Raw genomic sequence first — 12,146 nt, forward strand, 5'->3', positions numbered from 1 at the left:
GGACTCAGCCGAAAGCGCGCGCGGCCGCGCCGATGCGGCCGTTCTGACCCCGCGGCGCGCCCGATGAGCTGACGTGTAAATGGGGAACGTGCGGGCTGCTCCTGGTTGGGTCAGGCGGCGGGTGCGAGGGTGACTTTGTAGCCGAGGTGTTCGAGTGCTCGGAGGTGCGATTTCTTCTGGCGTTCGGTATTCGCTGGCGGGGGTGTCAGATCGGTGAATGCTTCGCCGCGGGAGAGCATGTTCCATACCGCGTTAAGGATCGCGTGTTCGGTGGCTACGAGGGCTCGCATTTTCCCGCGGCGCGCGGAGATGCGGCGTTGACGGCGGGCGAGGTACGTGTTGGAGCCCTTCTTCGCGTTGCTGCTGGCTGCGTTGCCGAGCGCTTCTTTGAGGTAACGGTTCCCGGGCCGGGTGGTGCTCGATTTCCGTTTCCCGGCGGACTCGTGCATCCCGGGCGATACACCCGCCCAGGACGCGAGGTGGGCCGCGGTCGGGAAGATCGACATGTCCCCGCCGGTCTCGGCGATGATCACATCAGCGGTCGGTTCCGCGATTCCCGGGATCGTGGTCAACAGCTCCCGGGCGAGACGAAAGGGCGCGATCTCCTCCTCGATACGCGCCGTGAGCGCATCGATCTGACCGGTGAGCAAGTCGTAGTGCGTCAGGTGCTGGCCGACCATGAACGCGTCATGTTCCGTGAACCTGCCGGTAAGCGCGGCGGCCAACTCGTCCTGGGTCGCTCTCATGCGCGGGTGCGCGAGCGCGGCAAGCGAGCGGGGGTCCCGTTCCCCGGCCACGAGCGCGTCCAGCATCCGGCGCGCGGAGACACCATTCAAATCGGCCACCACGACGGACAGTTTCGTGCCGGACGATTCCAGCGACTTCTCCAACCGCTGCTTGACCCGGGTGCGGTCATGGACGAGCATCTGACGGGCCCGGGTCAGGTCCCGCAACCGGCGGATATCCGGCGCGGGCACGAACGAGGCCCGCAACAGCCCGTGCGCACCCAGATCCGCCAGCCATGCCGCATCAGACACGTCCGACTTCCGGCCCGGGATGTTCCTGGCCTGCCGGGCGTTGACGAGCATCACTGGCAGCCCGGTCGCTTCCATCGGATAGTAGAACGGCTTCCAGTAATCACTGGTCGCTTCCATCACCACCGTGGTCACCCCCTGCGAGCGCAGGAAATCGGCGAGTTCGAGGACCTGACCCGTCATCGAGCCCCACGTCGTGACCTGCGTGGACACCTTCCCACCCTCGGACTGCACCCGAATGGCTACCTTGGCATCCCTCTTTGAGATATCGATCCCCGCCGCTCGAGGATGCAACAGATCCATCCCAATCTCCTCTCACCTGTTCACTACTGGTGGCGGGGAGCCAGAAAGGTCAGGAGTCTGACGCGCGTGCTCTAAGGCGACAATCCACGGGTCCCGTGGCGGCTTCCCGTACCAAGCTGAGTCACGGACTTTCCGCACCACAGTTGAATCGGCATCAGCCACCAGCTACCAACAGCATCCGCGCCCCGCGACCGCACCACAAGAGGCGACCACCTCACCACATTTCCCATCCACCACGGCCCACCCCGCCGCGCATAGCTGACGTGTAAATGGGGAACGTGCGGGCTGCTCCTGGTTGGGTCAGGCGGCGGGTGCGAGGGTGACTTTGTAGCCGAGGTGTTCGAGTGCTCGGAGGTGCGATTTCTTCTGGCGTTCGGTATTCGCTGGCGGGGGTGTCAGATCGGTGAATGCTTCGCCGCGGGAGAGCATGTTCCATACCGCGGTAAGGATCGCGTGTTCGGTGGCTACGAGGGCTCGCATTTTCCCGCGGCGTGCGGAGATGCGGCGTTGACGGCGGGCGAGGTACGTGTTGGAGCCCTTCTTCGCGTTGCTGCTGGCTGCGTTGCCGAGCGCTTCTTTGAGGTAACGGTTCCCGGGCCGGGTGGTGCTCGATTTCCGTTTCCCGGCGGACTCGTGCATCCCGGGCGATACACCCGCCCAGGACGCGAGGTGGGCCGCGGTCGGGAAGATCGACATGTCCCCGCCGGTCTCGGCGATGATCACATCAGCGGTCGGTTCCGCGATTCCCGGGATCGTGGTCAACAGCTCCCGGGCGAGACGAAAGGGCGCGATCTCCTCCTCGATACGCGCCGTGAGCGCATCGATCTGACCGGTGAGCAAGTCGTAGTGCGTCAGGTGCTGGCCGACCATGAACGCGTCATGTTCCGTGAACCTGCCGGTAAGCGCGGCGGCCAACTCGTCCTGGGTCGCTCTCATGCGCGGGTGCGCGAGCGCGGCAAGCGAGCGGGGGTCCCGTTCCCCGGCCACGAGCGCGTCCAGCATCCGGCGCGCGGAGACACCATTCAAATCGGCCACCACGACGGACAGTTTCGTGCCGGACGATTCCAGCGACTTCTCCAACCGCTGCTTGACCCGGGTGCGGTCATGGACGAGCATCTGACGGGCCCGGGTCAGGTCCCGCAACCGGCGGATATCCGGCGCGGGCACGAACGAGGCCCGCAACAGCCCGTGCGCACCCAGATCCGCCAGCCATGCCGCATCAGACACGTCCGACTTCCGGCCCGGGATGTTCCTGGCCTGCCGGGCGTTGACGAGCATCACTGGCAGCCCGGTCGCTTCCATCGGATAGTAGAACGGCTTCCAGTAATCACTGGTCGCTTCCATCACCACCGTGGTCACCCCCTGCGAGCGCAGGAAATCGGCGAGTTCGAGGACCTGACCCGTCATCGAGCCCCACGTCGTGACCTGCGTGGACACCTTCCCACCCTCGGACTGCACCCGAATGGCTACCTTGGCATCCCTCTTTGAGATATCGATCCCCGCCGCTCGAGGATGCAACAGATCCATCCCAATCTCCTCTCACCTGTTCACTACTGGTGGCGGGGAGCCAGAAAGGTCAGGAGTCTGACGCGCGTGCTCTAAGGCGACAATCCACGGGTCCCGTGGCGGCTTCCCGTACCAAGCTGAGTCACGGACTTTCCGCACCACAGTTGAATCGGCATCAGCCACCAGCTACCAACAGCATCCGCGCCTCGCGACCGCACCACAAGAGGCGACCACCTCACCACATTTCCCATCCACCACGGCCCACCCCGCCGCGCATAGCTGAGTTCTGAACATCGATACGGTAGGGCGGGTGGGCGAGTACCTGTTTGAGCATGGCGAGGACTTTCTCGGGGTTGTAGAGAATGTCCTCGGCGATGGGCCGGATGGTCACATATCCTTGTGCGGCCGCGGCGAAGTCCCGCCGGCGATCGCGCTTCTCGTTGTCCCAGCCCTCGTGGTACTTCTTGCTGTCGCACTCGACGATGAGCCATCCGTCGACGACGAAGTCCACCCGCCCGACCCCACGGATCTCCACTTGCACGTCAACGTGGCAGCCCAGACCCCGCAGCATCAGGCGCATGAGCGACTCGGGTCCCGACTCGGCGCGCCTGTCGAGCAGTGCGCGCAGCCGCCGGTAGCGGCGCGGCAGCAGGTCGAACACCCGCTTCACCTTCTCTTCGTCGACGACGCCGTGATGCCACGCGCTGTCGAGGGTGGCGATGGCTTCGCGCAGTGATTGACACCGGAACGACTGTGCGAGCGCCTCGACCACATCGGCTGTCAGATGGCCTCGATCGCGCGACGAGCGTCGCCAGTGCCGCACGACGCTTTCGTCTGGTGCGGGAAGCCGGGTCGAACCGTGTTCGACCTGCACGTGCAGCCGATCGTGGGTGTGGACGAAGATGCCGATGGCTCTCAACAGCGAGATGCAGTCGAGCCGCGCCCCCAGCCGGCCGGCACGCACGAGATCGACGCTCATTCCGGTCTTCACATACCGCCCGTTCCGCAGTCGGATGAGTTCGCCGTTGGCCACGAGGTGGGCGATGTGCCGCGCACGGATGCCCTCATCGATGAGGGCCGCGCGGCTCAGGAACGTGATCGGACGAATCTCCTCCGCCAGCTCGCGCGGCGTCTTCTCTTCTTCTTCTTCTTCTGCTGCCATGTCCCCATGACACTCACCCCGGGCCCCGCGCGGGGCGCGTGGGACGAATCTGTGGACAAGTCAGCGGGATGCCGCGGCTGGGGAGGAAACGGTGCGACGACGGTCGTCGTGGCTCGGCGACAGCTCGGCGAGGCGATCAGAACTCATCCCATCCGCGCGGATCGGGCCCGATCGGGCGCCGCACGGCGCCCCGGTGCGATGGATGGGATGAGTTTTGAACGCACGGCACGGCGCCGCACGGCGCCCCGGCGCGATGGATGGGATGAGTGTTGAACGCACGGCACGGCGCCGGACGGCGCCCCGGTGCGATGGATGGGATGAGTTTTGAACGCACGGCACGGTGCCGCACGGCGCCCCGGCGCGATGGGTGGGCTGAGTTTGAAACGCCAGTGCGCCCCACCGCCTCGACGCACCCGAGCTCGGCGCGCTACAGCCCGGCCTGACGCGCAGCGACAACCTCGCGCACGCGCGCGTAGAGGGGGTGGGATGCCGCGAGTCCGGTGACCTCGGCCGTGAAGGCGTCGGCATCCTGCTCGCGCAGCATGCGCTGCAGATCGACCGACTGCGGGTCTTCGGGGTCGTCGAAGGCCAGCGCGGCGCCGATGGCATCGACCAGCGCACCGACCGACAGCCCTCGCTCGGCGGCCTCGGCCGCCGGCCCGACGAACCGTTCGTGCCGCGACAGCTTGCGCAGCGGCTGACGTCCTACCCGCCACACGGTGTCGGGCAGTGCCGGGTTTCGGAAGCGGCCCAGGATCGTCGTGCGGTACTCGGCAAGATCGGCCGGGTCGAGGCCGTGCTTGGCCGCCAGCAGGGCCGAGGTCTCTTCGAGCGCGGCGGCGACATGCGTCTCGATCGCCTCGTCGGCCAGGGCGTCCGAGATCCGATCGATTCCGGCGGCAGCGCCGAAGTACGCTGTTGTCGCGTGGCCGGTGTTGACGGTGAACAGCTTGCGCTCGATGTAGGGCGCGAGGTCGGGCACGAAGTGCGCGCCGGGCAGGTGCGGCGGGTTCTCGCCGAACGGTGGAAGCTCGATCGCCCATTCGTAGAACGGCTCGACCGTGACATCCACCCCTGCACCCTCGGGCTGGGCGGGAACTATCCGGTCCACGGCGGTATTGGCGAACACCGCCCGCCCGGCCAGCGCAGCCCAGTCGTCGCCGGCGAGGGCGATGATCTCATTGCGCAGCACATCGGTCGCGCCGATCGCGTTCTCGCACGCCATCACCTGCAGAGGGGCGGATGCCGCATCCCGCCGCCGCAGCCCCGCGAGCACCAGCGGCGCCACGAACTTCAGGATCGTCGGCCCGACCGCCGTGGTCACGACGTCGGCGGCAGCCACCTCGTCGGCGACCTCGTCGGGGTGGTGCGCACTGTTTATCGCGCGGAACCCGGTCACCACCGTGTCGCCACCGCCGTCGCCCACCGCGTGCACGGTGTACGAGTCGACGGCGTTTATCGCGTCGACCAGGGCGCCGGCGACATCGGAGAAGACCAGCTCATACCCGCCCTCGTGCAGCAGCAGTCCGACGAAGCCGCGCCCGATGTTGCCGGCGCCGAAGTGGACGGCCTTCATGACTCGTTCACACTTGCCAGCATCGCGAACAGCTCCTCGGGCGACGTGGCCGCCTTCAGACGCGCCACGTCGTCTTCTTCAGAGAACACCAGCGCGATCTGGGAGAGGATCTCGAGGTGCTCGTCGCCCTTGCCGGCGATGCCGATGACGAACGTCACCGGCTCGCCGCCCCAGTCCACACCCCCGTCGTAGCGCACGACCGAGAGCGCCGAGTCGAGGATCGTCTCCTTCGTCTCGTTCGTGCCGTGCGGAATCGCCAGCTCGTTGCCCATGTAGGTCGACACGGTCTGCTCGCGCTGCTGCATAGCGTCGTAGTAGGTGCTGGTGACGGCGCCGGCGGCCTCGAGAATGTCGGCGGCCTCCTTCATCGCCTGCTCTTGCGTGGCGCCGTCGGAGTGGATGCGCACCTGCCCCACGGTGAGAACCTCGTGTGCCATCTCTGTCGCCTTCCCTTCGTCGTATGAAGCCGAGGCCACGGGACCGGGGGCGTTACGCCCGCCCGGCCCCGCAGCGGTTTCGGTTACTGCCCATCCTGGTGCTGCGAGCGCACCAGGTCCACGACCTCGTCGTACTTCGGCGAGTTCATGAAGTTGTCCACAGAGACGTGGACGGCATCGGGTGCCTGGGCCTTGGCGCGCTCGGTGAGCTGGTTCTGCGTGATGACCAGGTCGGCCGAGCCGTCGAGGTTCGCGATGGCCTTGTTGACCACGGTGACCCCGTCGATGCCCGCCTTCTTGATCTTGTTGCGCAGCACACTCGCGCCCATCGCTGACGAGCCCATACCCGCGTCGCACGCGAACACGATGCTGTTGACGGTGCGCTCGGCGACGTCGGTTGCTCCGGCGGCGGCACCGGCCGCGCTGCCGCGCAGACCCGCCAGGGCCTCGGACGACTTGCCCTTGTTGGCCTCGGTCTGGCTGATGGCGCTGCTGAACGCGTCGCTGCCGGCCGCCTCGGCGGCGAGGTCCTTCTTGCGCGAGGCGCGCAGGATGATGGCCGCGACGATGAACGTCACGGCTGCCGAGAGGATCACCGACAAGATCACGCCCAGATAGTCGGTCTGGTATGTCTGCGCTATCACTGCGATGATGCTGCCTGGCGCGGCGGGCGCTCGAAGGCCGGTGTTGAAGATCACGTTCGTGGTGACGCCGGTCATACCGCCCAGGATCAGCGCGATGATCAGCGTCGGCTTCATCAGTGCGAAGGGGAAGTAGACCTCGTGGATGCCGCCGATGAACTGGATGACGGCAGCACCGGGGGCCGACGCCTTGGCCGCACCGATCCCGAAGATCGTGAACGCCAGCAGCAGTCCGACACCGGGGCCGGGGTTGGCCTCGAGCAGGAACAGGATCGACTTGTGTGCCGGGCCGGTGGCCTGCTCCAGTCCCAGCGGAGTGAGCACGCCGTGGTTGACGGCGTTGTTCAGGAAGAACACCTTCGCGGGTTCGATGAGAATGCTCGTCAAGGGCAGAAGGTGCGCCGAGACCAGCCAGTTCACCGCGGCGCTGAGGATGTTCATCAGGCCGTTGACCAGCCACGCGATCGGGTAGAACCCGAGGATGGCCAGCGCGAAGCCCCAGATGCCTGCCGAGAACATGTTCACGAGCATCTCGAAGCCGGCCTTGATCTTGTTCTCCCACAGCTTGTCGAGCCACTTCATCGAGTAGCCGGCGATGGGGGCCATGATCATCGCGCCGATGAACATGTGGATCTGGCCGAGCTGGTTGTCGGCGGGCTGGGTCAGGTTGTACTGCGCGATGAGGTAATCCGACCCGGCGATGACGCCGAAGGTCGCTATCGCGGCGACGACACCACCACGCACCTGGTAGACGATGTGACCGCCGGTGTAGGCGATCAGGATCGGCAGCAGGTAGTGGATCATCGGACCCACGATCGTCGACAGCGCCGCCACCGGAGTCCACCCCACGTCTATGAAGAACGCGGTGAAGATGCCCCAGGCGATCAACGCCGGGATGTTCGGCATGATCATGCCGGAGAGGAACGTGCCGAATCGCTGAACGCCGACTCGGACCCCTCCCTTGCCCGCTGCTGCGGGAACGGACGCCGTTGTCATGTCAGTGTCTCTTTCTCTCGGGTTGCGACGGCTCACGCCGCCGCGGTCTGGGATGCCGCAGCCTGGGCGGCCGCGCGGGCAGAAGCGGCGCCGTCGGCGGCCAGGGCCGCCTCGGCGATGCTGCGGGCGTCGTCGAGGGTGTGCTCGGCCAGCGACGCGCGCACATCGGCCAGAGCCGACGGCGCCATCGACAGGCTCGTCGCACCCAGCCCGACGAGCACGACCGCCAACAGGGGATCGGCGGCGGCTTCGCCGCAGATTCCCACCGGCTTGCCGGCAGCGCGCCCGGCGGCACCGACCTCCTGCACGAGCCGCAGCACCGCCGGATGCCACGGATCCTGCAGCGACGCCACGGAACCGAGCAGCCGGTCGGCGGCCAGCGTGTACTGCGTGAGGTCGTTGGTGCCGATCGATGCGAAATCGGCCACGGCGAGAATGCGGTCGGCCAGCAGTGCACAGGCGGGCACCTCGACCATGACGCCCGGGGTCTTGATGCCCAGTTCGCGGGCGAGCGAGGTGAAGTACTCGGTCTCTTCGACGGTGGCCACCATCGGCGCCATGACCCACAGGTCGGCGCCTTCGCCGCGCGCGGCGGTGGCGGCGTCGGCCTGGGCGAGAGCGGTGAGCTGGTCGCGCAGAATCTGCTCGCGCGCGCGCAGCACACGAATGCCGCGCAGCCCGAGTGCGGGGTTCTCTTCGACGTCGTCATTGAGGAACGCCAGCGGCTTGTCGGCCCCGGCATCCAACACCCGCACGACCACCTTGCAGCCGGCGAACCCCGCCAGCAGTTGCTCGTACGTGGCCTGCTGATCGGCGACGGTGGGGGCTTCGGACGAGTTCAGGAACAAGAACTCGGTGCGGAAGAGGCCGACACCCTCCGCTCCCAGATCCCGCGCGGCGGCGGCGTCGTCGGACTTGCCGAGGTTGGCCAGCAGCGGCACGGCGGTGCCGTCCTTGAGCGCGCCGGGGGTGGCCGGGGCCGCTGCCGCGGTGCGCCGCTTCTCGGCGCGCGCCGTCGCTTCGGCCACTTGGTCGGATGTCGGATCGACCGTGACGGCGCCGGCTGCGGCATCCACTATCACTGTCTGCCCCTCGGCCAGCGATGCGGCCTCGGCGACACCGACCACGGCGACGATCGACTTCTCGCGGGCGAGGATCGCCGTGTGCGAGGTGGGCCCGCCCTCGGTGGTGACCACCGCGAGTACCTGGTCGAGGTCGAGCAGCGCCGTGTCGGCGGGGGAGAGGTCGCGGGCCACGAGCACGAAGGGATGCCCCGGATCGGGCACCCCCGGTGCGCTGACTCCGGCCAGCCGAGCGAGCACGCGCTGCGCCACGTCACCCAGGTCTGCAGCACGCTCACCGAGGTAGCCCCCCATCGCGGCGAGCGTCTCCTGGAATGTCGCGAAGGCGTCGTGCACGGCTCGCTCGGCCGTCTTCCCCCCGGCGATGCGGTCGTCGATGTCGTCGGCGAGCGACGGATCCTCGGCCATCATCGCCTGCGCTTCGAGCACCTCTTGGGCCGTTCCCCCGGCGTGCTCTCCGCGCTGCTCAAGATCGCGCGCCACGGCCTCGAGTGCCTCGTGCGCGCGTTGCTTCTCCTCGTCGGGAGTGCGTGTGCTGGGCTCATCGGCCGGCGCGGGAAGCGGGTCGGCCATGCGCGCGACCGGGCCGGATGCCACACCCAGCCCGACTCCCACTCCGGTCAACACAGCCATGCTCACTCCGCGTCGTGGTCGGTCAGCAGCAGTTCGCTGAGAGTGTCGACGACATCCTGGGCGCCCTCGCCGTCGGCAGACAGGGTCACTTCGTCGCCCTGATCGATGCCCAGAGCGATGACCCCGAGAATGCTGGCCGCATTCACCGGCTTCGCGTCGCCCTTGGCGATCGTCACCGGGATGCCGGCCTCCTTGGCCGCCTGCGCGAACAGCTTGGCCGGGCGTGCGTGCAAGCCGTGGGCGGAGCCGATCTTCACGGTCCTGGTCACCTGCGTCATGACATGTTCCTCTCGTCGTCGGTGCTGATGTCGTCGGGCGCGACGTCGTCTGACGCCGGCACGAAGGTCGGGCGCGTGCCGGCCGACGCCGACCCGCTCGCGGTAGCCAGCGCGAAGGCCCGTTCGCCGTCGCGGTCGCCGAAGATGTCGTCGGGAAGCATCGCCACGGCGATGCCGCGGGCTGCGGCATCCCGTCGCACGTCGTCAAGCCGGTCGACAAGGTGCGGTCCGACCAGCAGCACGTCGGTGCTCTCGAGGCAATCGGGGTAGGAAGAGAGCCCGGCCGCGTGCGCGGTGTCGGTGAGACCGCGGGCGGCTATCGCGCCGCGCAGGCGCTGAGCCACGAACGTGCTCGAGGCCCCGGCCCCGCACATGACGGTGATCCTCATCGGTCATCCTCCTGCGGCCCATTGTGCTGGGGATGCGCGCGACCCACAACCACATGTGTTTCCGCGGGGGCGGAAACGCGCTCGGGCGTGGTTGACTGGGATCGCGCCCCCACGCTCCGCGGGTCGCAAGGAGGAGAGCGGTGACCAGAGCGCGACAGGACCGTCTGCTCGGCCTGCTCGTGCGCCAGGGGGAGTGGGTCACCGCGGGGCGCCTGGCCGACACCCTCGGCGTCACCCCGCGCAGCGTGCGATCGTACGTGACAGCGCTGAACGGACGCCTGGCCGGCGGCGTGGTCGTCGAGTCGGGGCCGCAGGGGTACCGGGCGGGCGCGGATGCTCCGTCCGCGCTCCGTGCCGCCGTTCCCGATGCGGTGACGCCGCAGGATCGCCTGCACACTCTCATTCGCGCGCTGCTGGACCAGCCCGAGGGCATCGACGTGCACGAGACCGCCGAGGCGCTGCACGTGTCCAGCGGCACGATCGAGGCCGACCTCGGTCGCGTGCGCTCGCTGCTGACCGGTACGACGCTCGTGCTGGCCCGTGCCGGCTCGCGCGTGCGGATGCACGGAGCCGAGAGCGCGCAGCGCCGACTGCTGAGCAGGCTGGTGCACGAAGAGATGGATGCCGCGGCCTTCGACACGCACGGAATGCGGCGGGTCCTGGGCGAAGGGTCGCTGAGCGCGGCCGTGCACGGCGCGTTCGAGACCGCGCTGCGCTCGGGGCTGGGCACCCGAGGGTACTTCATCAACGAGCTCGGCATTGCCGATGTGCTCATGCACATCGCCATCGCCGCAGACCGGGTCGCGCACGGGCGCGCGCTCGATACCGCGTCGGAATCGGCCGGCGAGGCGGCCGACGAGATAGCGAGTCTGGTGGGCGCGCTGGTCGACGAGCACCTGGGTGTCGCCCTGGGGGCGGGCGACCGGCATCATCTGGCCATGCTGATCCTCACCCGGGTGGTCACACCCGGTTCGGCCGTGGCATCCACCCCGCCGGTCGATCCCGAGGTCGAAGAAGCCGTGCGCGACCTGGTGAGCGCGGCCGCCGAGGAGTTCCTCGTCGACCTGGTGCACGAGGACTTCATCCGGCGGCTGTCGATGCACGTGCAGAACCTGCGCCGTCGCGCGGCCGAGCAGGCCTGGTCGCGCAACCCGCTCGCCCGGTCGCTGAAGTCGACGTATCCGATGATCTTCGACATCGCGGTCTCGATCGCCAGCGGCCTGCGTGACCGGCTCGGGATGACGCTGCCCGATGATGAGATCGCCTACATCGCCATGCACGTGGGCGGGCGGCTCGAACGCAGCCGGCGGGCCGAGCAGTTGCTGACGGCGACCATCGTCTGCCCGGGCTATTACGAGCTGCACGAACTGCTGCGCTCGTCGGTGGACCGGTCGCTCGGGCAGGCGATCGAGGTGGTCGGGCTGCAGACACGAATGGATCCCGATTGGGCGGCGATCGACACCGACCTCGTGCTGACCACCGTCGATGCGCCGCCGGCTGTCGAGCGCGCGGTGCGCATCCAGCCGTTTCTGACCGATGCCGACGTCGAACGTGTGCAGGCGGCGGCATCCCGGGTGCGACGTGGGCGACGACTCGCGCGGCTGCGCGGCGAGCTGGAGCGCTACTTCGACGCGGCTGCGTTCGTGCCGGCGTTGAGCGCGAGCTCGGAGGAGGCCGCGATTCGCCTGCTCGGGGGAAAGCTGGTCGCGCTGGACGTCGTCGACGATGACTACGTCGAGCGCTCGATCGAGCGCGAGCGACTCTCATCGACGGCGTTCACCGATGCGCTGGCGGTGCCGCACGCTATCGGCATGACGGCCGTGCGCACGGTGATCGCGGTGGGTGTCGCCGACCCGTCGATCGCCTGGGGCGACTCGCGCGTGCAGGTGGTGGCCATGGTGGCGTTCTCAGAGGCCGACCGCGAGGCGTTCCAGACAGTGTTCGAGCAGCTCGTCGAGGTGTTCAGCGAGCACGACTCGGTGGCGCGGATCGTGCGCCGCGCGACCGACTTCTCGTCGTTCCTCGACGAGCTGGTCGCCGTGATCGACGGCTGACCCCGCCCCTGCGCGAGTTGTCCTCGTGTTGCGCGAGTTGCCCCCGTGTTGCGCG

At 68.1% G+C, this 12,146-nt stretch carries 10 protein-coding genes; 1 reads left to right on the forward strand and 9 read right to left on the reverse strand.

Translation table 11 applies throughout. The annotated features are described in order from the left end of the window. Positions 1-110: 110 nt before the first annotated feature. The 9 genes from ET475_RS11620 to ET475_RS11660 form a co-directional block, all read right to left on the reverse strand. On the reverse strand, positions 111-1,337 hold the full coding sequence (locus ET475_RS11620; RefSeq protein WP_129390257.1) for an IS110 family RNA-guided transposase: 1,227 nt from the start codon (positions 1,335-1,337) through the stop codon (positions 111-113). A gap of 300 nt (positions 1,338-1,637) precedes the next feature. Beyond that, positions 1,638-2,864 (reverse strand): IS110 family RNA-guided transposase, encoded by a 1,227-nt coding sequence (locus tag ET475_RS11625; RefSeq protein WP_129385398.1) that lies wholly within the window; start codon positions 2,862-2,864, stop codon positions 1,638-1,640. Positions 2,865-3,078: 214 nt separating this feature from the next. Further along, positions 3,079-4,005 (reverse strand): endonuclease domain-containing protein, encoded by a 927-nt coding sequence (locus ET475_RS11630; protein WP_129390260.1) that lies wholly within the window; start codon positions 4,003-4,005, stop codon positions 3,079-3,081. 427 nt (positions 4,006-4,432) lie between these two features. Next, positions 4,433-5,581: a mannitol-1-phosphate 5-dehydrogenase gene (locus tag ET475_RS11635; protein WP_129390263.1), complete on the reverse strand. Its 1,149-nt coding sequence runs from the start codon at positions 5,579-5,581 to the stop codon at positions 4,433-4,435. Further along, entirely contained in the window at positions 5,578-6,018 is a 441-nt protein-coding gene (locus tag ET475_RS11640) for a PTS mannitol transporter subunit IIA (protein ID WP_129390266.1), read from the reverse strand. The genes ET475_RS11635 and ET475_RS11640 overlap by 4 nt, the downstream gene beginning before the upstream one ends. 83 nt (positions 6,019-6,101) lie before the next feature. Continuing rightward, complete coding sequence (locus ET475_RS11645; protein ID WP_165310892.1) at positions 6,102-7,655, reverse strand: PTS mannitol transporter subunit IIBC; 1,554 nt, start codon at positions 7,653-7,655, stop codon at positions 6,102-6,104. A 32-nt stretch (positions 7,656-7,687) separates the two neighbouring features. Further along, entirely contained in the window at positions 7,688-9,370 is a 1,683-nt protein-coding gene (gene ptsP / locus ET475_RS11650; protein ID WP_129390269.1) for a phosphoenolpyruvate--protein phosphotransferase, read from the reverse strand. 2 nt (positions 9,371-9,372) lie between these two features. After that, positions 9,373-9,648 carry an HPr family phosphocarrier protein gene (locus tag ET475_RS11655; RefSeq protein ID WP_129390272.1) on the reverse strand — a complete coding sequence of 92 codons (276 nt, stop codon included), beginning with the start codon at positions 9,646-9,648 and terminating at the stop codon, positions 9,373-9,375. After that, positions 9,645-10,037, reverse strand: a complete 393-nt coding sequence (locus ET475_RS11660; protein WP_129390275.1) for a PTS sugar transporter subunit IIB — start codon at positions 10,035-10,037, stop codon at positions 9,645-9,647. Before ET475_RS11660 ends, ET475_RS11655 begins: the two co-directional genes overlap by 4 nt. 140 nt (positions 10,038-10,177) lie before the next feature. On the opposite strand from ET475_RS11660, the gene ET475_RS11665 reads away from it, so the two are divergent. Further along, a complete protein-coding gene (locus tag ET475_RS11665) occupies positions 10,178-12,091 on the forward strand; it encodes a BglG family transcription antiterminator (RefSeq protein ID WP_129390278.1) in 1,914 nt (637 codons plus the stop codon). The last annotated feature ends 55 nt before the right edge of the window (positions 12,092-12,146 follow it).

This window comes from Microbacterium protaetiae (assembly GCF_004135285.1).
Classification (GTDB): Bacteria; Actinomycetota; Actinomycetes; order Actinomycetales; family Microbacteriaceae; genus Microbacterium; species Microbacterium protaetiae.